The organism is Sinomonas terricola (assembly GCF_034931225.1).
GTDB classification, from domain to species: domain Bacteria; phylum Actinomycetota; class Actinomycetes; order Actinomycetales; family Micrococcaceae; genus Sinomonas; species Sinomonas terricola.
This window is the reverse complement of the sequence record NZ_JAYGGQ010000010.1, coordinates 40240-60224: the sequence shown is the minus strand read 5'-3', so window position 1 is coordinate 60224 and position 19985 is coordinate 40240. Positions and strand designations below refer to the sequence as shown.

Annotated in this window: 16 protein-coding genes; 12 read left to right on the top strand and 4 right to left on the bottom strand. The window is 71.0% G+C overall.

The genetic code is table 11. The annotated features are described in order from the left end of the window. Positions 1-118: 118 nt before the first annotated feature. From SPF06_RS13330 to SPF06_RS13320, 3 genes are read right to left on the bottom strand one after another with little or no spacing between them, the layout of a single operon-like run. Positions 119-700, bottom strand: a complete 582-nt coding sequence (locus SPF06_RS13330; RefSeq protein WP_323279588.1) for a hypothetical protein — start codon at positions 698-700, stop codon at positions 119-121. Continuing rightward, positions 700-1254 carry a TerD family protein gene (locus tag SPF06_RS13325; protein WP_323279587.1) on the bottom strand — a complete coding sequence of 185 codons (555 nt, stop codon included), beginning with the start codon at positions 1252-1254 and terminating at the stop codon, positions 700-702. The genes SPF06_RS13330 and SPF06_RS13325 overlap by 1 nt, the downstream gene beginning before the upstream one ends. After that, positions 1251-1796, bottom strand: a complete 546-nt coding sequence (locus tag SPF06_RS13320) for a hypothetical protein (protein WP_323279586.1) — start codon at positions 1794-1796, stop codon at positions 1251-1253. Before SPF06_RS13320 ends, SPF06_RS13325 begins: the two co-directional genes overlap by 4 nt. A gap of 139 nt (positions 1797-1935) precedes the next feature. On the opposite strand from SPF06_RS13320, the gene SPF06_RS13315 reads away from it, so the two are divergent. Then, the gene (locus tag SPF06_RS13315) at positions 1936-3195 is read left to right on the top strand and encodes a hypothetical protein (RefSeq protein ID WP_323279585.1); all 1260 of its coding nucleotides are present in this window, start codon (positions 1936-1938) and stop codon (positions 3193-3195) included. A 79-nt stretch (positions 3196-3274) separates the two neighbouring features. On the opposite strand, the gene SPF06_RS13310 is transcribed toward SPF06_RS13315, so the two are convergent. Continuing rightward, positions 3275-4477 (bottom strand): toxic anion resistance protein, encoded by a 1203-nt coding sequence (locus SPF06_RS13310; protein WP_323279584.1) that lies wholly within the window; start codon positions 4475-4477, stop codon positions 3275-3277. A gap of 241 nt (positions 4478-4718) precedes the next feature. On the opposite strand from SPF06_RS13310, the gene SPF06_RS13305 reads away from it, so the two are divergent. From SPF06_RS13305 to SPF06_RS13255, 11 genes are all read left to right on the top strand, one after another. Then, entirely contained in the window at positions 4719-5444 is a 726-nt protein-coding gene (locus SPF06_RS13305; RefSeq protein ID WP_323279583.1) for a TetR/AcrR family transcriptional regulator, read from the top strand. Positions 5445-5818: 374 nt separating this feature from the next. Then, positions 5819-7492, top strand: a complete 1674-nt coding sequence (locus SPF06_RS13300; RefSeq protein ID WP_323279582.1) for an amidohydrolase — start codon at positions 5819-5821, stop codon at positions 7490-7492. After that, positions 7489-8469, top strand: coding sequence for an ABC transporter permease (locus SPF06_RS13295; RefSeq protein ID WP_323279581.1), 981 nt, complete (start codon positions 7489-7491; stop codon positions 8467-8469). The genes SPF06_RS13300 and SPF06_RS13295 overlap by 4 nt, the downstream gene beginning before the upstream one ends. Next, entirely contained in the window at positions 8466-9332 is an 867-nt protein-coding gene (locus SPF06_RS13290) for an ABC transporter permease (RefSeq protein ID WP_323279580.1), read from the top strand. Before SPF06_RS13295 ends, SPF06_RS13290 begins: the two co-directional genes overlap by 4 nt. Further along, on the top strand, positions 9329-10345 hold the full coding sequence (locus SPF06_RS13285) for an ABC transporter ATP-binding protein (RefSeq protein WP_323279579.1): 1017 nt from the start codon (positions 9329-9331) through the stop codon (positions 10343-10345). Before SPF06_RS13290 ends, SPF06_RS13285 begins: the two co-directional genes overlap by 4 nt. Then, positions 10342-11196 carry an ABC transporter ATP-binding protein gene (locus tag SPF06_RS13280; RefSeq protein ID WP_323279578.1) on the top strand — a complete coding sequence of 285 codons (855 nt, stop codon included), beginning with the start codon at positions 10342-10344 and terminating at the stop codon, positions 11194-11196. The genes SPF06_RS13285 and SPF06_RS13280 overlap by 4 nt, the downstream gene beginning before the upstream one ends. A gap of 53 nt (positions 11197-11249) precedes the next feature. After that, positions 11250-12899 carry an ABC transporter substrate-binding protein gene (locus SPF06_RS13275; RefSeq protein WP_323279577.1) on the top strand — a complete coding sequence of 550 codons (1650 nt, stop codon included), beginning with the start codon at positions 11250-11252 and terminating at the stop codon, positions 12897-12899. A 479-nt stretch (positions 12900-13378) separates the two neighbouring features. Beyond that, entirely contained in the window at positions 13379-13543 is a 165-nt protein-coding gene (locus SPF06_RS13270) for a hypothetical protein (RefSeq protein WP_323279576.1), read from the top strand. 447 nt (positions 13544-13990) lie between these two features. Beyond that, a complete protein-coding gene (locus tag SPF06_RS13265; protein ID WP_323279713.1) occupies positions 13991-15526 on the top strand; it encodes a DUF3375 family protein in 1536 nt (511 codons plus the stop codon). After that, positions 15523-16395 (top strand): DUF4194 domain-containing protein, encoded by an 873-nt coding sequence (locus tag SPF06_RS13260; RefSeq protein ID WP_323279575.1) that lies wholly within the window; start codon positions 15523-15525, stop codon positions 16393-16395. Before SPF06_RS13265 ends, SPF06_RS13260 begins: the two co-directional genes overlap by 4 nt. After that, the gene (locus SPF06_RS13255) at positions 16392-19931 is read left to right on the top strand and encodes an ATP-binding protein (protein WP_323279574.1); all 3540 of its coding nucleotides are present in this window, start codon (positions 16392-16394) and stop codon (positions 19929-19931) included. The genes SPF06_RS13260 and SPF06_RS13255 overlap by 4 nt, the downstream gene beginning before the upstream one ends. The last annotated feature ends 54 nt before the right edge of the window (positions 19932-19985 follow it).

The window sequence follows — 19985 nt, the reverse complement described above, 5'->3', positions numbered from 1 at the left end:
GTGCTAAGTCGGAATAACGAGGTCGCTATTCCGACTTGGCGCCGTGCGGGGCCCCGCACCACCCGCGGAGCGCGCCGAGGAAGCGCTGGGCCGCGCGGGGCGCTGCTACGGCCTGCGGCTACCGCCGCCCGAGCCCGATCGTCATCGAGAATCCGAACTCGCGCCAGATCTGCCCGTCGTCCCACTCGTGGGGCACGGACTCGGCGCGGAGCTCGAGCATCGAGCCGATCCGCAGGAGCGTGAGGACGGTGCGCTGGCCTTCGCCGAGAGAGCTGGCGACGGCGGTCGCGGAGCCGTCGAAGGTCTGAACCGCGAGCGGCCCCCCGCCTGCGATGAACAGGGCCCGGCGGAGGAGCCGGACGTGCCGCAGCACGACGACCGCGTCCCGGTTGACGTACCCGACGAGCGGCCGCCCGCCCGCCGTCGGCACCACGGTGCCGATCTGCTCGCGATGCACGCTCTGCGCCCCGCTCACCCGCGAGACGTCTTCCCAGGCCGCGCCCCGCGAGCCCGTGACGAAGAGCGAGCCGATCGCGGATTGGCGGGGGTTGAGGCGGACGACGGCGCCGCGTGCCGAGAGCTGGGCGACCTCGCCCAACTCGGGGGCCCGGTAGAGGCGGGATTCGAGCGGCGCCGCGGGGGCGCCTGCCGGGTCCGGCCGGCCGAGTGTGAGGCCATCGTCGGGGAGCTGCTCGGCCATCAGACGTCCAGCCCGAAATCGCGGCTCACGCCGGCGAGGCCGTTCTCGTACCCGCGGCCGACGGCGCGGAACGCCCACGCACCGCCATGCCGGAACAGCTCGCCGAAGAGCATCGCCTGCGTGGTCTCGGCCCCCGCGGTGGGGGCCTCGAAGCGGGCGATCTCGGTGCCGTCGGGCTCGGCAACGCTCACGTGTGCGCCGCGCAAGGGCGCGAAGGTCCCCGGCCCGCGCACTTCCGGGTCGATGTACGTGACGATCGCGATGCTCGCGACGTCCTCGGGAAGCCGCGCGAAGTCCACCTCGATCTGTCCCGCCCCGGACCGCCCTCCCTCGGCGGGGGAGAAGGCCACGCCGGGTGCCGCCGTCGTCGGCTGATTGAAGAACACGACGTGCTCGGGGCTCAGGGCCCTGCCGTTCTCGCCGCACACGATCCCGAGCGGCACGGGCTCGGCCTGCGGGCCAGGGCCCGGCTCGAGGGACCAGCCCACGCGGACCACGACGCCGTGGCCGGCCGCAGTGAGCTCGATCGTCGTCCCCGGGACGAGCGACATCATTCCCCATGCTCCTTCGTGGGCTCGTCGTGGGACTTTCGCCGTTGGGCAATGCGCACGCCGTCGACGTCGAATTTGTCGCGCAGGAAGCGGCCGTGCGCGCTCAGTTCGGCGATCGCGCCGGTGCGGACCTGATGGTCGAGGTCGAGGGCGGTCGCGTGGAGGATGTCGAGCTGTTCGAGGAGCTTCTCGGTCTCGGGGCTCTCGTCCACCTGCGTCTCGGGCGGCAGCGCCCGGTATACGCGCAGCGACGTGGGGAGGTAATCGGCCGTGATCGAGTGAAGGAGCACTCGCTGCTCGGTCGAGGCGCCGTGCTCGGCGACGTAGTCGATGAGGAGTCGCAGGACGTCGTCGATCTGGCGCATGTTCGAGGACGCGACGGTCGGCAGGAGCGAGCCCGCGCGGCGGATCGAGCTGCGCAGCTCGGCGAGGGCGGCGCGCGTCTGCTCGAGCTCCTCAGCTTGGGTGCGGGGGAGTTCGTCGTCGACGATCCGCTCGGGTTCCCGCCCGCCGCCGAAGAGCGAGCCGAAGAACTTCGACACCATGGATTCACCTTAGCGGGTGCGGCCGCCGCGGATGGGGCGAAGTTCCAGCCCCCGACGCCGCCGGAACCGTGCGCGACAAGCCCGCGCGTCGGGTTGTGGCGGTGCTGCTCCGGGAGCGGCCGCGGCGTACCCTCGTCACATGCCCAAGAGCCGCACCCGCAAGCCCAAGAACAAGAACCGCGCGACCGGTCCCGTGGAACGGCGCCGCCGGCGGATCGAAAAGCTTATCGACGGGCTCGCGGCCGAGTACAGCACGTGGGCCGTCGGAGAGCTCGGCGTCGCCGAGGATCCGGTCGGGGAAGAGGTCGAGGCTTTTTCGGTCGGCCAGCTCGGCGTCGTCAAGGTGTTCTACGTGTTCCTCGAAGCCGACGACCGGCCCGCTGCCGGGCTGCGCATCGATCCGCAGGGCGTCCCCGACGCGCTCGATGCACTCCTCGACACGGACGACGTCGACACCCTCCGCTACTACATCGGGACCCTCATCGACTGGGTCACCTTCCTTGAGGAGACAGGGCGATGGGAGGGCACGGCCCCCGAGCTCGAGGCCCTCACGGACCTGCTCGACGCCGAGGCCGAAGCGGTTGGGGGCATCGTCGACGCGTCGCCCGGCGAGCCCGGCGGGCCCCGGCGCGAGCCCACCGAGGAGGAGGCGCTCGAGTTTGCGATCGCCTCGCCGCTCGTGCGGCACGCGCTCGCAGTGCTCAACTTTGTCGGCGACGGCCGGGCGGTGGACGCCGACGGCGAACTCGCGGAGGCCGACTTCGTCGCCATGGCAGCTCTCATCGGCTCGGACTCTGCGGATGCCGGCCGGCGCCTTTCGCGGCTGTGGTCGGCCATGGTCAACGCGGAGATCATCGAGATCGAGGGCGTTTCCGTCGAGGGCGGGGCTGACGGCGCCGCCGACGCGGGCGACGGCGGGGCGGCGGCACTTGCGGGCGACGGCGGGGCCGGCGCGGGTGCTGTTGCGCGCCGTGGTGAGGACGCTGCCAGGCTCGGGACCGGGGACGCCTTCGGCCGGCTCGAGGCCCAGTTCCTCGCGACCGAGTTCGTGATCGCGACGTGCGAGGGCGCGGGCGAGGGGCCTCAGGGCGAATCGGTCGGCGGCGGCCTCGCGGCGATCCTCCAGCGCGCGGCCGTCGACGATCCGCTCGAGCTCGCGGCCGTCGAGAGCCTCGCTGCGGACGCGCCCGACGGCGCCGACCCGGCCGCCCTCGAAACGGTGTCGGTGCTGCTCCTCGATGAGCTCAGGGAGCTCGCCGCGTTGGGCCTCGCGGACCTGCGGAAGGGGTTCGCCGACATCCCCGCCGCAGCGCTCGACGCGGTGTACGACGCCTTCGAAGCTCCCGACGGCGAAGGCCACGACGAGGACGACTGGGACGACGAAGGGTGGGCCGACTAGAAACAGCGGCTGCCCACGCTCTCGCGCCGCAGCGCGTAGGGTGAGGCCGCCGTCGTGCGCTGCTGCTCGCCGTCGTGCGCTACGGGGCGTTGCCCTCCTGCCGGCGGACCCGCTCGATGTGCGGGCGCGCCTTCTCGAGCCCCTCTTCGAGGGCGTGCACGGTGCTCTCCATCGAGCGTGCGGCCTGCGAGCGGAACGCGTCGATGGCGTCCATCGTCTGGTAGATGTTCGCGAACGCGCGCTCGAGGGTCTCGACCGAGACGCCCGAGCTCGTGGCCTGCTGGTGGATCCGGCTCGTCTGGTCCTTGAGCATTTCGGACGTCTTGAGGATCATCGCGTTGGTCGTGGTGTTGATCGCGTCGATCTGATCGAGGACGAGCTTCTGATTGGAGAGGGCCTGCGCCGTGATGACGGCCGTGCGGAGCGCCGAGACCGTGGTCGCGCGCGCCCGGTCGACGCCCTTGATGAGCTCGTTGTTGTTCTTCCGGATGACGTCGATCGCGAGGTAGCCCTGCACCGAGACGGCGAGCTGCGTGAGGATGTCCTGGCGCCGCTGGCGGATCGGGAAGAGCACGTCCGCCTCGAGCTGCTGCGCGTGCTCCGTCTGCCCCTGGGCGCGGACTTCGGCGATCTTGGTGACCGTCGCGCCGTCGAGCTCCTGCGCGAACACGGCGTACTCGGAGAGCTGCTGCATGACGTCCCACAGGTTCCCCTTCTCCTGCGCGAGCGCGGCGTTGTCGCGGAGGAGCTCGTCCTGGCCGGCCATGAGGGCCTTGATGATGCGGTCGAGCTGCGTTTGGGCGGATTCGTAGCGCTGGAAGTACTTGGCCACCTTGTTGCCGCCCGGAACGAAGCCGAGGATTTTGCGGCCCGTGCCGAGGTCGGCGCGGTTGGGGGTGAGGCTCTCGACGGTCGAACGGAGTTCGCCGAGCGTCGACGCGACGTAGGTCTGGGCGGTGTCGCCGGTTTTCTTCGCGCCGCGGATCGAGGTCGACGCGCGGTCGAGAAGCCGGCCCGACGCGTCCGACGACGCTATGATCTCGCGCCCGCCCACCCGATGGAGACCCTCGACCTTGCGCGCGAATTCGGGGCTGCGCGAGTCCATGGCCGCAACCTCCGCGACCCAGGCCTTCGCCTGCGCGGCAATCTCCGTCTGCCGGTCGGCGGCGACCGGAACCATGCCCGGCGCGTCCTCTTCCCGGATCACGGGGGTGGCGTCCGGGGCCTGGAGCACGAGCGCGTCTTCGGTGGAGGGGTCGGGAGGGGTCGGGAGGGTGCTCATCTGGGGTCTCCATTCTTCGCTGCCCGATTCAACTCTCTCGCTTGGCAGCGGCGTTCGCGACGTTTGACACACGCTAACTGGGCAACGGGGGAGGGGGCGGAGTGGTTCCCCGGTCCCTCGACGCCTGGCCACCTCTCGACCAACGGTTGGCCAGCTCTCGCCTGACGCGTGGCCAGAAAGACCCTGAAGCAAATGAATTGAGTTCATTTGCTGCGCATTCTGTACTTTAGACTTCGTGACCATGGAGCCCTTGACCACTGCCGTGACGTCCGCGAAGGCCAACCTTCCGGCCGATGCGCCAGGCTCAACCGCGCCGCGCCGCCGTGGGCGCCCGTCGCGCCCGGTCCTCTCGCGCGAGGGGATCACGGCGGGCGCGCTCGCCGTCATCGCACGGGCTGGGTATGAAGGGTTCACGATGGCCGCGCTCGCTCGCGAGCTCAAGACGGCTCCCTCTGCGCTCTACAACCATGTGGCCTCGAAGGACGAAGTCCTCAACTGGGTTCAGGACGACGTGAACGAGACGATCGACGTCTCGGGATTCGGCCGCGACCCCTGGGATCTCGCGCTCATGCGCTGGGCACACTCGTATCGCGACGCCTTCGCCGAGCACTCGCCCCTCATCCCCGTGATCGCCGTCCTGCCGATCACGGGCGCGCCCCACACGCTCGCGATGTACGAGCGCGTTGCCGAGGGGCTGCGCTCGGGCGGGTGGCCCGAGGACATGGTCATCGACACGATCGTGGCCGTGGAGTCGTTCGTGCTCGGCTCCGCGATGGACGTCTCCGCGCCGGAGTGGATCTTCAACGTGGGCGATCGGCGCGATCTCGCGCCGACGTTCGCCGACGCCGTCGCGGCCCGCCGCGGGAGCGGCCGAACAGCGGCCGACGACGCGTTCGCGCTCGGCCTCAACGCCCTCGTCGCGGGGCTTCGCGCGACTCTCGCGGCGGCTCAGGCCGCCCGCCACTAGCCACGCCTGGCCACCTCTCGCCAACGCCTGGCCACCTGTGGCGGACGCCTCGCTACCTCTCGCGGTCGCCTGGCCACCTCTCGCCAACGCCTGGCCACCTGTGGCGGACGCCTGGCCACTCAGTTGCCAGGCCGCAATAGCTGGCCAATCGTGGGTGGGATCTGGCCAATCGTGGGTGGGATCTGGCCAATCGTGGGTGGGATCTGGCCAATCGTGGGTGGGATCTGGCCAACCGTGGGTGGGATCTGGCCACGGGTTGGGCGGAGCTGGCCACGCAATAGAGCGGGGGACAGACGCAACCTCTTGACCGTGACCTGTGTCACTGCTCTAATAAACGAACGTCATTCATTTCTTCCAGTAAGGCAGACCCCACAGTGGCTCCCACCTTGTATGTCAACGCGCGGTTCTTCACCGCGGACCAGCCCGAGTGGGCAGAGGCCCTCGTCGTCGACGCGGACCGGATCGTGTACGTGGGGGATGAGGCGACGGCGCGCCGAATCGCGGGCGGGGCCGCGATCGAAGAAGACCTCGGCGGCCGCCTCGTGCTGCCCGGCTTCGTCGATGGCCACGCGCACATCGTCGGGACCGGCGACGCCGCAGGCCAGGCCGACCTGTGGGGCGCCCACGACCTCGACGAGATCCAGCGCCGCATCGCTCGCTGGGCCGAGGAGAACCCCGAGGCCCCGCGGGTCCGCGCTCAAGGCTGGCTCCCGGGCACGGTCCCGGGCGGCGCACCGACTCGCCACATGCTCGACGAGATCGTCTCCGACCGGCCCGTCTACGTGCAGACCTACGACTACCACTCGATCTGGCTCAACACGGCGGCCCTCGCGGAGCTCGGCATTGATCACGAGACCGTGGCCCCCGCGGGCGGCGCGATAGCCCGCGACGAGGCCGGCCACCCGACCGGCTACATCGACGAGACGGCGATGCAGCAGCTCGTGTGGCCCGCGCTCGACGGCGGTGCGAGCGACGACGAGCGCGATCGTCACCTCGCGGCGGCACTCGCCGGGTACCGCGCGTCGGGCGTCACCGCGGCGACCGACATGGGGCTCGACGACGCCGACCTCGCCGCGATGCTCCGCGCCGAGGAGGCTGGGACGCTCACGGCCCGCATCAACGCGCACTACCGCATCTACCGCGCTGAAGACTCGGCGGAGAACCTCGCCCAGGTCGCCCACGCCGCGGAGCTCGCGGCCCGACACGACTCGCCGTGGCTCCGCGTCGTCGGCATCAAGGTCATGGTCGACGGCACCGTCGACGGCTGCACGGCAGCACTCGGCCGCCCGTACGCTGACGGCTCGCTCGCGGACCCGATCTGGGACCTCGAAAGCCTCGCCCCGGTCGTGACGGCCGCAGACGCGGCTGCGCTCCAGGTGGCGATGCACGCGATCGGCGACGAGGCCGTGCGGATCGCGATCGCCGCCGTCGAACGTGCCGTCGCCGCCAACGGCCCGGCCGCGCGACGCCACCGGATCGAGCACCTCGAGGTCGCCGAGGAAGCGGACATCGCGCGCCTCGCCGCGCTCGGGATCACGGCGAGCATGCAGCCCGTCCACGCGGACCCTGCGATCCAGGCGAACTGGCGCGCGAAGCTCGGCGACGAGCGCGTCGAGCGCGGTTTCCCGTGGCCCGAGATGACCGACGCCGGCGCTACCCTCGCGTTCGGCACCGACTCGCCGACGTCGCCCTACGCGCCGTTGCCCAACATGTTCGTGGCCTCGACCCGCCGCTCGGCCTTCGACCCCACGCTTGAGCCGAACATCGCGCACTACGCGCTCCCCCTCGGCGAGGCCATCGTGCACGCGACACGCGACGCAGCGTGGTCGAGCCGCGCCGAGGACCGCATCGGGCGGCTCGCGGCCGGGCTCTTCGCGGACTTCGTCGTCGTCGACCGGAACGTCTTCGACGGCCCCGCCGAGGAACTGCTCGACGCCGCGATCGTGCGCACCGTCGTCGGCGGGCGCGAGGTCTACGCCGCGGCACCGGCCTACTCGGCGGCGGCGCACGGGGGACCGGCCGCCGAATCCGCGGGGGCGACCCGATGAGAACGGCGAGCTCGAAGGCCGCCCTGCACACGCTCCGCTTCCTCGGCGGCCGCATCGGCGGGCTCCTCGCGACGCTCCTCGCATCGAGCTTCGTGGTCTTCGGCGCCCTGTACCTCGCGCCGGGCTCGCCCATCACGTTCCTCACGCACGGCCGCTCGATGACGCCCGAGGCCATCGCGCAGATCAACGAGCAGTACCACTTCGATGAGCCGTTCATCGTGCAATACGTCCGCTGGCTCGGCGGGATCCTCCAGGGCGACTTCGGCCGCTCGATCCTCTACAAGGACGCCGTGGGCTCGCTCCTCGGCCAGCGCATCGGCACGACCGTGGCCCTCATCGCCCTGAGCGCCCTCCTCGTCGCGCTCATCGGCCTCGGGATCGGCATCTTCTCGGGCCTCAAGCCGGGGGTCGCGGCGAGCGCGCTCATGGGGGTCTCGACCGCCGCCATGGCCGTCCCGACGTTCGTCGCCGCGGTCGTGCTCACGCTCGTGTTCGCCGTCGAGCTCGGCTGGTTCCCCGTCTTCGGCGTGGGCGAGAACCCCATCGACATGCTGTACCACCTCATCCTGCCCGCGTTCGCGCTCGCGCTCGCCTCGATCGCGTTCGTCGCGCGCCTCTCGCAGGCCGCGATCCGCCAGGAGATCACGGCCGACCACGTGCAGACCGCGATCAGCCGGGGCTTCCCGTACGGCGTCGTCGTGCGGCGGCACGTGCTCCGCAACGCGTCCCTCCCCGTGCTCACGGTTCTCGGGCTCACGCTCGCGGGCATGATCTCGGGCACGGTCGTCGTCGAGCAGGTCTTCCAGCTCAACGGACTCGGGAGCCTCCTCGTGAGCTCCGTCCAGCAGAAGGACTTCCCGGTCGTGCAGGCGATCTGCCTCGTGTACGTCACGGCCTTCATCGTTCTCAACACCGTCATCGACCTCGCGTACTCGGTCCTCGACCCGCGCGTCTCGGTCGGGGGAGGAAAGTCATGACCGCCCTTGCCGCCGTCGCGGAGGCCCGCCGGCGCACGCGCAAGCGCCCGCCGGGCCGCCACCTGAGCGTCCTCGGCTGGGTCGCCGCCGCCGCGCTCGCCGTCGTCGCCCTCCTCGCGGTCTTCGGCCCGCTGCTCGTCACCGTCGACCCGAACGCCGTCGACCTCGGGAACGCGTTCGCGGGCCCGAGCGGAGACCACCTGCTCGGGCAGGACGCGAGCGGCCGCGACCTCTTCTCGCGCCTCCTCTCGGGCGCCCGGTCGTCGCTCATCGGGCCGCTCGTCGTCGTCATCGTCTCGACGATGCTCGGCACGGGCCTCGCGCTCACCGCGGTGTGGATCGGGGGATGGTTCGACACCGCCGTCGCCCGAGTCATCGACGCCGTGTTCGCGTTCCCCGGGCTCCTCCTCGCGATCCTCGCGACGGCGATCTTCGGCACCGGGCTGCAGGCCGCCGTCATCGCCCTCTCGATCTCGTACACGCCGTACATCGCGCGGATTGTGCGCGGCGCCGCCCTGCGCGAGCGCTCGCTCCCGTATATCGCCGCGCTGCGCGTGCAGGGCCTGCGCGGCACGACGATCAGCCTGCGCCACATCCTGCCCAACATCGCAGGCCTCATCTTCGCGAACGCCACGCTCTCCTTCGGCTTCGCGCTCATCGACCTCGCGGCCCTCTCCTTCATCGGCCTCGGCGTACAGGCGCCCACGGCCGACTGGGGCGCCATGGTCGGCAGCGGCATGGCCGGCATCCTGCAGCTCGAACCGCAGGAGGCCCTGTGGGCGAGCCTGCTCATCGTCATCACCGTCGCGGCCGCGAACAGCCTCGGCGACGAACTCGTCAAGCGATCGGAGGCCCGCGCATGAGCGCCTTGCTCGAAGTCGACGGGCTGAGCGTCGAGCTCCCCGTCGCCGGCGAATACCGCACCGTCCTCCAGGACGTCTCGTTCAGCCTCGAGGGCGGGAAGACGCTCGGGCTCGTGGGGGAATCCGGGTCCGGGAAGTCGATGACGGTGCGCAGCATCGCGCGCCTCCTCCCGCCGGGGGCGCGCACCTCCGGGCGCATCATGTTCGACGGCGCCTCCGTACTCGATCTGCGCGGCGACGCGCTGCGGAAGTTCCGCTCGCGCGACGTCTCGATGATCTTCCAGGACCCGCGCGCGCACACGAACCCCGTGCGCCGCATCGGCGACTTCCTCACCGAGGCGATGCGCGTCAACGGCCGCGTGCCGCGGCGCGAAGCCGAGCGGCGCGCCGTCGACCTCCTCGCCGAGGTGGGAATCCACGACGGCGAGCGGCGGCTCAGGCAGTACCCGCACGAACTCTCGGGCGGCCTGCTCCAGCGCGTCATGATCGCGGCGAGCCTCGCCGTCAGGCCTCGGCTCGTCCTCGCCGACGAGCCGACGACGGCGCTCGACGTCACGACGCAGAGCGAGGTCATGGCGATCCTCGCGCGGCTCCAGCGCGAATACGGCATGGCGATGCTCTTCATCACACACGACCTCGAGCTCGCGGCCGCCGTGTGCGATGAGACCGTCGTCATGTACGCGGGCGCGATGGTCGAGCACCAGCCGTCGTCGCGCCTCCACACGGACCCGCTCCATCCTTACAGCGCCGCGCTCATGCAGGCTCGCCCCGAGATCGACCGGCGCGTGCCGCGCCTTCCCGCCATTCCCGGCCACCCGACGTCGGCCTTCGAAACCCCCGAGGGGTGCGCGTTCGCGCCCCGCTGCCGCTTCGCCGAGAACGCGTGCCGCGCGGCGCTGCCCGCCTTCGAGCGCGTGGGCGACGGCGAATTCACCCGCTGCCGCCGCACGGACGAGCTGCGCGGGCGGCTGCTCGTCTCCGCGGGCATGTCTCACGAGGAGGTTGGGCGATGAACAGCCTGCGCACCGACAAAGAACGGACGACGACGGCGGCGGGCGGGGCGCCCATCCTCGCCGTCGAGGGGCTGCGCAAGACCTTCGGCCGCGGGCGCAAGGAGTCCGTCGCCGTCGACGGCATCTCCTTCGAGCTCGAGGCGGGCGGATCGCTCGGCATCGTGGGCGAGTCCGGCTCGGGCAAGACGACGACGGCGCGCATGCTCATCGGGCTTGAACAGCCGACGGCGGGGCGCATCGTGCTCGACGGCGCGGACCACACGCGGCCCGCGCGGCGGATCAAGGACCTGCGGACGCGCGGACGGCTCATCCAGATCGTCTTCCAGGACCCCTACACCTCGCTAGATCGGCGGCAGAAGATCGGCGACTGCCTCGGCGAGGTCGTACGGCTGCACTTCGGGCTCACGGGCACGGCCCTCGACGCGCGGGTACGGGAACTCGGCGAACTCGTGGGCCTCCACGACCGCCAGCTCCGGGCCCTCCCGCGCGAGCTTTCGGGCGGCCAGCGCCAGCGGGTCGCGATCGCCAGGGCGCTGGCCGCCGAGCCGAAGATCCTCATCCTCGACGAGGCCGTCTCGGCCCTCGACGTCTCGATCCAGGCCCAGATCCTCAACCTCCTGGCCGACATCCGCGAACAGCGCGGAGTCAGCTACGTCTTCATCAGCCACGATCTCGCCGTGATCCGGCAGATCACCGACACCGTCATCGTCATGCGGTACGGCCAAGTCGTCGAGCAGGGGCTGACCGCCGCCGTGCTCGACAGCCCCCAGGACCCGTACACCAGGCTCCTGCGGGACAGCGTCCCCCACGCGGGATGGCGCCCCGGAGCCGCATCGCTCGTCACGTCCTGAATCCGTCCCCCTTCTCATCTGCCCGCCCACCCACCCGCAGAAAGAACACACCCATGAACCAGAACCGCGTCCGGTCACGCGTGGCCGTTGCCGCCGCTGGCCTGCTCGCCACCGCCCTCGTGAGCGGCTGCGCCGGCGGGGCCCAGGCCAAGCCCAAGGATTCCGCGGCCGCCTCGGGCTCGACCATCATGACCCCAGTGGCGAAGTCCGAGGTCGACAAGATCACGTGGAACGTCTTCGAGGGCGAGCCCCAGACGATCGACCCGTTCAAGTCCGCCGACTACACGCCGAACATGATCAACGCCAACCTGTGCGAGAACCTGCTCGTGCAGACCCCGGACAGCCAGATCAAGCCGAACCTCGCGTCCAAGGTCTCGAACCCCGATCCGCTCCACTGGGTGTACGACCTCCGCACGGACGTCAAGTTCTGGGACGGGGCACCGATGACGGCCGACGACGTCGTCTTCAGCCTCCAGCACAACCTCACCGACAAGACGAGCCTCTACAACTACCTCTTCGGCAACGTCGACAGCATCGCTGCGACGGGCGCGAATCAGGTCACCGTGACGCTCAAGGCCCCCGACTACCTCATCAACGACGAGTTCGCGAGCTACGCCGGTGTCGTCGTCGAGAAGAAGTTCTTCGAGGCCCACGCCGCGGACTTCGGCTCGCCCGCCTCGGGCGTCATGTGCACGGGCCCGTTCAAGTACGACAAGTGGGCCCAGGGCCAGTCGATCTCTGTCTCCCGGAACGACGACTACTGGAACGCGGACCTCAAGCCGAAGGCCAAGAAGATCGACTTCACGTTCGTGACCGACGGCGCGGCCATCACGTCGGGCCTCCTCGCGGGCCAGATCGACGGGACGTTCAACGTGCCGACCGCGAGCCTCACCCAGCTCAAGAACACGCCCGTCGGGACGCTCAGCGAGGGCCCGGCTCCGTTCAACATGACGATGGTGTGGGCTGACCCCAAGGGCGCGGGCGCCAACCCGGATCTCCGCAAGGCCCTCCAGATGGCGATCGACTGGAACGGCGTCGCGAAGCAGACGTACGCGGGCACGGGCCAGCCGCTCAAGCTCCAGACGCCGTCCACCGTGTACGGCTTCGCCAAGACCCCGCTCGACTCCCTCGAGAAGTCCCTCCCGGACCCGGCTTCGGCGAAGTACGACGACGCGAAGAAGATCGTCGACGGCCTTCCGGCCGACGTGAAGGCCAAGAAGATCACGATGGTGGTTCCCGATGCCGCGGAGACGCAGCAGTTCGGCCTCGCGATCAAGGACGCGGCCGGCCGGATCGGGCTCAACTTCGACCTCAAGGTCGTTCCGCAGACGGGCTACACGAATTACCTCTACGACCCCGCGACTCGCGCCGGCGTTGACATCCTCTACACGCAGTTCTGGCCGAACGTCCCGAACCCGCTCGACTGGCTCGTGACCACGGCCGTCTCCGGCGGCCTCTTCAACCAGTACAACTACGCCGGCGTCGACGACCTGTACGCGAAGGCCGTCGCGACCGCGGACGCAGACAAGCGGGCCCAGCTCGTCTCCGACATCGAGACGAAGCTCCATGACGAGCTGCTTCCGATGGTTCCCGGCATCAAGCTCGACAACACCGTGTGGATGAACAAGAAGATCACGGGCGCACCGGCCGCGTTCTCGTACGTCTACTACCCATGGGCGGCGCACCTCGGCGGGGCTCAATAGCCTCTGCCCTGCGCAACGTCTGGCGCGGTCGCCCTGTGGCGGCCGCGCCAGAGGCGTCTGGTTGCCGCGGAATCACTCGGTTGGTGGGCCTTACCGCATCTCAGCCCTCCGCGCAAGTCTGGCGGCGGAGCGATGCTGATGTTAGCTTCATGTGACTGTCATCACGCATTTGAGACGCCATTTTTGGTGGCACTCGGATGCGCTCTGGGTGGTCCTTCGGGCCGCCCCCGATTCGGGCCTCAAACCCTCTGGACAGAGTGAGTTTGGGCCTATCGGGGCAGGCAGGCTGCCTGCCGTGGAATCCACAGGAAGCGGGGATGCATCAATGGAGATCATCGTTCGGTCCAGGCCCACCCGAGACGGGGTGCCTGCAGTTCTGAGGTACCGGGCCGTGCGGCCACAGCTGTCTGCCTCGGAGTGGGGGTGCGGCGGGCCGCCCCTCGGGAGCCCGTGCATTGCCGGAGGGAGGCATGCGGCCGATGCGCTCTAACGCACCTCAGTCGCCTCCCGTCTGGCAGGAGGTCCGGGACCGGGTCTGGCCCCAGGATCGCTCGATCGCTGCTCTCGTCGAGGCAGGGTTGAGCGAGGAACTCGCCCAGCAGCAGATCGATCGCCTGGCCGCAGGAGACATCTGGTGCGGCTGACGCGATGATCCTTCGGTGAGATTTGGCGGGTGCGGCCATCGAGGAGGCGGGCGCGCCCGCTGCTCGCCAGTATCGCGAGGACGATGCTCAGAGGTGAAGCTGGGTCCGATCGGTGAGCGGGCAGGCTTGAACCATAGAGGGAACTTGGCTGTTCGCCTCAAGCCATGATCTGAGACCCGGCGAGACGTAGCTGGCCAGTTCGAGAATGGTCTCCCGAGCTTCGCTGACAGAGACTCGACGAGGTTGTCCATTGGGGGAGCGCTGGCCGATTGTGGCCCACTCAGGCGGCATTTCCTGAGGCGACGGGAGGTGCGACCCCGCCCGGTAGACTGGGCTGCCGTGCCAGAACCCGCCGAGAACCGTGCCCGCCCCGCCGCGGCGCGCGTCTCGGCGTCGTCGTTCGGGGGAGCGGCCGCCGCGGCGCGGGGAGCCGGGAAGGCCTCCGCGATGCTCTCGCGCCTCGCCGAGCTCGAGGTGCTCACGAAGGGGCCAGCGTGGGCCCTGACCCGCTCGGCGCCGTGGGTCATCGCGGCGCTTCAGACGGCGTTTACACGCAACCGCCCGCACGTCGAGCTCGAGACGTTCCACGACGAGCTCGACGACTTCCTCGCCGAGCTCCGCACGCGGGACGCGGCCACCCACGCCCCGAGCACCGCGGGCACCCTGACCGGCCGCCTCGTCGCCGACGACTGGACGCGCCGCCGCTTCCTCTCGCGCCGCGCGCAGGGCGGGCGCATCGTCTACGAGCTCACCGAGGCCGCGGCGCGCGTGCTCGCATTCCTCGACTCGCTCTCCTCAGACCGCTCGACCCTCACGGGCTCGCGCCTCGGAACGCTCCTCGCCGACGTCGAGAAGCTCGCCCAGGAGACGAACCCGGATGCGAGCGCGCGCGTCGAGGCGCTCGAGGCCGAGATCGGGGAGCGGCGCGAGATGATCCGCGGGCTCGAATCCGGTGAGCTCGAGGCCGCCCTCGAGCCGGACAACGCCGTCGAGGCCGCCGAGAACATCCTCGACCTCGCGGCCGGCCTCCCGGCCGACTTCAAACGCATGCGAGATCGCATCGAGGAATCGGTCGGCCAGCTCCGCAACCAGATCATCGAGGAGTCGCTCAGCAAGGGCGCGACGATGGCGCAGGTGCTCGAGGCTGACAGGCGCCTCCGCGAGTCGAGCGAGGGCCGCACCTTCCGCTCGTTCACCGCGTTCCTTGAGAATCCCGAGCAGCAGCTCCGCTTCCGCTCGGCCATCGCCGAGGTGCTTTCGCGCGACTTCGCGGACCGCCTCGACGCCGAGGAGCGCCAGACGCTCCGCCACCTCGTCGCCGAGCTCCGCGACCAGCACTCCGAGATCCAGGGCATCTACGGCAAGCTCTCCGAGAGCCTCAACACGTACGTCCAGAGCGACGACTACCGCCAGTCCGTGCGGCTGCGCGACGCGATCCGGGACGCGGAGCGAGCCGTCCGCAAGCTCCCGTACCAGCGCGAGCAGGCCGCTTTCGCGCCCGCGCCCGAGCTTTTCGGCGCCGATTTCGACTCGCTCGCGATGGTCAAGCTCTTCGACCCGGACGAATACGTCGCGCCCCCGCGCCTCGCCGAGCCCATCGCGTTCGGCGAGGGGGACCGCGTCCGCTCGGCGCGCACCGGCAAAGCGAACGCCGGGGCGCTCCGGAGGGCCTTCGACGTCGCCCTCGCCGCCGGCGGCGGGCGCGCGAGCGCGGCGAGCGTGTGGCACGAGCTTCCGCCCGAGGAGCGCCACATCAACACGATCCGCGCGCTGCTCGGCGAGCTCCTGCACCGCGGCGCCGTCTTCGCGGGCAGCCGGGGTCGCGAGGGCTGGGAGGCGCTCGACTTCGAGCAGGTGGACGGCTCCGAGAGGCGCGCGTACGTGCCGCTGGCCGAGGCAAGGGCGGCCGAGGCCGCAAAGAACGAGGCCGCAAGAAATGGGGCCGCGAAGAACGCGGACGGCACCGAGAGGGGAACAGCATGAGCGAGACCGTCGAGCAGGAGCCTCACGCAGACGACGACGCCGAGGCCGTCGCCCCGCGCCGTTCGCCCAACGCGGCCGCGCTCTACGACGGGGACACGGGCGTGCTCGCCCTCCGCGTGCGCCAGACCCTGGTGCGCCTCCTCAAGGGCCCGTACCTCGACGGCGGCCGCGACGAGCGCCTCTGGACGACGCTGCTCGACAGCCAGGACGTGCTGCGCTCGCGCCTGTCCGAGCTGTTCCTGACCCTCCTCATCGACCACGAGCGGAAGATCGCCGTCGTCCGTCCCGTGGATCCGGAGCTGCTCGGCACCGCCGCGCGCTCGACCATCCTGCGCCAGCAGCGCGCCTTGAGCCGCGTCGAGACGATCCTCGTCCTGCGCCTCCGGCTCCTCCTCGACCGGCACACGACCGCCCACACCGAGCCGACGGTCACGCTCGAGGAGCTCTCCGACGTCGTCGCCCACTACCAGCCCGCCGACCAGCAGGACGCGCTCCGTGACGCGGACACCGTGGCCCGCGCCGTCCAGAAGCTCCAGGCCCGCCGGCTGCTCCTGCCCACGCCGCTCGACGACGTCTTCCTCATCTCGAACGCCCTCCCGCTCGCGCTGCCCTTCGAGAACATCGGGGATATCGCGCGGCACCTCGACGCGGTTGCGGCGGCGGACGCGGAGACGGCGGCTTCGGCCGTGGGCGCGCGGGAGGGAGGGGCGGGGGATGACAGTGACGACGGCGGCGCCCAGCCCGCGCTCGACCTCGCCGCGCTCGACCTCACCGCGCTCGACGGCGAGCCCGAGGGCGGGGGCGACGGCGAGCCCGAGGGCGATGCGGAGTCCGACCCCCTCAACCCGATGCAGGAGGAACTCGTATGAGCGTCGCGACCATGCTCCCGCTCGGCGTCGACGTCAACCCGGGCCAGTTCCGGCTGAACCAAGTCCAGATCGTCAACTGGGGCACGTTCCACGGCGCGCACACGATGTACGTCGACCGCTCGGGCACGCTGCTCACGGGCAACTCAGGTGTGGGGAAGTCGACGCTCTTCGACGCGATCGCGCGCGTCTTCGACGCCCGCCCGCGCTCGAACGAGGCCGCCGCGGCGCGCACGGGCCAGAGCGAGGACCGCCGCACGACCTTCACGTACATGCGCGGAAAGGTCGGCGACGTCGCGGTCGGGGAAACCCAAGCGAGCGCGTTCCAGCGGCCCGGCGCGACGTGGAGCGCCGTCGCCCTCACGTACGACAACGCCGCGGGCACCCGCTACACGCTCACGGCGCTGTTCGACCTCCCGAAGAACGGCACGGAATCGAGTCTCGGCCGCTTCTACCTCATCGACAACGTGCCGCTCGACGTGCGCGCGCTCGAAGGCATCGCGGACCGCCGCTTCACGCGGAGCGCCCTTGAGGCGATCTTCCCGAACGCCCAGGTGTTCGATGTCCACAAGAACTTCGCCGAGCGCTTCCGCCGGATCCTCGGCATCTCCTCGGACCAGGCCATCCCGCTCCTGCGCGTCATCCAGGCCGGCAAGGGCCTCGGCGGGAGCGTCAACAGCTTCTTCCGCGACCAGGTCCTCGACGCGCCCGAGACGCTCGCGGCCGCCGATCAGGTGGTCGAGGAGTTCAGCAACCTCATGTCCATCCGGCAGCGGCTCGAGGACGTGCGCCAGCAGCGCGACCAGCTCGCGCCCGTGCCCGCGCTCAACCAGCAGTACGCGAAGGCGCTCCTCGAAGCCAACCGCCTGCGCGACCTCACGGGCGAGGCGTTCGAGCGCGTCCGCGAGCAGTTCGCGGTCTCCGTCCAGGAGCGCATCGCGGCGCGCGCGGCCGATTCGGCCAAGTCGAAGGCGGCCGAGCTCGCGGCCGAGCGCAAGACCCGCGACGCCCTCGCGAAGCAGCTCCGCGCGCTCGAGGCCGAGTACAACAGCGCGGGCGGGAACCAGATCAGCGCGCTTGAGCAGCACGTCGAGAACGCGCGCGTTGGGCTGCGGCTGCGGCGCGAGGTGGAGGCGGCGGCGCGGCAGGGAATGGACGACGCCGGCCTGCAGCTCCCGTGGACGGCCGAGGGGTGGGCTTCGGCGCACGAGGAGGCCGCGACGGCGACCGCGTCCCTCGAGGGCGATTCCGCGGCGCTCCGCGAGGCGCGTTTCGAGGCCTTCGACGCGCACGCTTCGGCCAAGCGAGACCTCGCGGAAGCCCGCCGCGAGCTCGAGTCGATGGCCGCGCGCAAGAGCCTCCTGCCGCCGTCGTCTGTGGAAAACCGGGCCGCGATCGCCGAGGCGACCGGCATTCCCGAAGAGGACATGCCGTTCGGGGGCGAGCTCGTCGACCTCGCGGAGGGGCAGGAGCGGTGGCGGCCCGCAGCCGAGCGCGCGCTCCGCTCGCTCGCGACGACGCTCCTCGTGCCAGGCGAACATTTCGCCGCCGTCACGCGGTACCTCGACACGCACGCGATCCGCGGTGCGCTGCGCGCCGTCGACCTCTCCGTGCCCGTGCCCGGGGCCGCCGCCGCTCTCGCGGACGTGCGCGCCGACGATCTGCTCACGAAGCTCGAGATCCTGGACCACCCGGCGCACCCGGTGCAGAGCCGGGCGGGGGCGTACGTCCGCGAGCGCATCGCCGTCGACTACGCGTACCCGTGCGTTGAGGACCCGGACGAGCTTGCGTATCTCGATCGCGGGCTGAGCCTCGGCGGCGTCGTCAAGCGGCACCGCGGCGCGGTCGAGAAGGACGACCGGTTCGCCTCCCGCCAAGACTGGGTGCTCGGCTTCGACAATGCCGTCAAGATCGAGGACCTTACGGGCCGCATCCGCGAACTCGAGGCCGCGCTCGCGGGGGCCGCCGAGGCAGCGCAGGCGAGCGAGGACTCGCACCAGGGCATGGCCCGCCGCCTCGAGGCGCTCCGCCGCGTCGCTTCGGATTCGCGGGGCTGGGAGGAGGTCTCCGCCGTCGTCGCCGAGGACGAGCTCTGCCGCGCCGAGCAGCGCCTCGACGACGCGCGCGCCGCGCAGGCCGATCTCGAGCCGCTCCGCGCGAAGGTCGAAGCCGCGCGCGCCGAGCACCAGGCCTCGACCGAGGCCGCCGCCGTGCTCCAAAGCGAGCACCGGCACCTCGACGCGGCCGCGAGCTCGGCGGCGCGGCTCCTCGAGGCCGGGCGTTCCCGCGTCGCCGCGGCACCGCCGTCGGCTGACGACGCCCAGGCGCTCGCCCCCTATTTCGACGGCGCCGCAGGCCTCGTGGACCTCCACGGCCTCGACAACCTCGCCGCCGCCGCGCGGGCCCGGCTCCTCGAGGAGCTGCACGCGGCCGAGAGCCGGGGTCAGGCCGCCGCGGAACGGCTCACGCGCATCTTCGAATCGTTCGAACGCGAATGGGGGCCCGGTGTCTCGGCCGACCACGGCGTCTCCGTCGCCGCGGCGAGCGCTTTCGAGGCGCGGTACCACGGCATCGTCTCCGAGGGCCTGCCCGCGCAGGAGGCCGAGTTCCGGCGCTTCTTCCAGCAGCGCACGCACGAATCGTTCAGCACGCTCCTGCACCTCCTCGACGAGGAACGCCGCGCGATCTCGGCCCGCATCCTCCCGCTCAACAGCATCCTCGGCGGCGTCGGGTTCCACGAGGGCAGCTACCTCGAGCTCGACATCAGGCAGACCGTCCCCGCGTCCGCGCGCCAGTTCAAGGAGGCGATCGTCTCGGCGCTCAAGGCGCGGCACGGGGTGTCCGAGGCGCGCGGGGAGGCGAAGGACGACGGCGGGGCCTCGCCGTCGGCGTCATCCGCGCCTGCGTCGTCGTCCGCCGACGAGGCCCTCGCCGCGCGCTACAAGACGCTTGAGACGCTCGTGAAGCGGCTCGGCTCGTCGACGCCCGAGGACCGCCGGTGGCGGGCCGAGGTGCTCGACGTCCGCACGCACGTGTTCATCTCGTGCAAGGAGCACCGGGCCGTGTCCGGGAGCGGCGGAGAGGTTCGGGACGAGGTCTTCGTCCACGCGGACACCGGCAGCATGTCCGGAGGCGAGCGGCAGCGCTTCACGGCGTTCATCATGGCCGCCGCGCTCAGCTACCAGCTCGGGATCGCCGAGCAGGGCTTCACGACGTACGGGACGGTCATGATGGACGAGGCGTTCGTGCTCGCGTCCGAGGAGTTCGCGGGGGCCGGGATCTCGGCGCTGCACGAGTTCGGGTTCCAGCTCCTGCTCGCCGCGCCGGAGAACGTCATCGACCTCTCGAGGCACCTCGGCTCCGTCACCGAGATCCTTCGGGACAAGCGCACCAACCGCTCGGGGCTGCTCGAGGCGCCGGCGCGTCCGGGCAGTGCAGCGCAAGGCGCCGTCTCCCAGGCCAACCCAGTGGACATCGTGCTGCGCGACGGCGCGCACGGCCCGCGTCCAGTGAATTCGGAGGCTGCACGGGTACCGTAGACCCGCGTACCGTGGGCCTGCGCGTCGCGAACGGCGCGCGGCAGTCCTGACCGC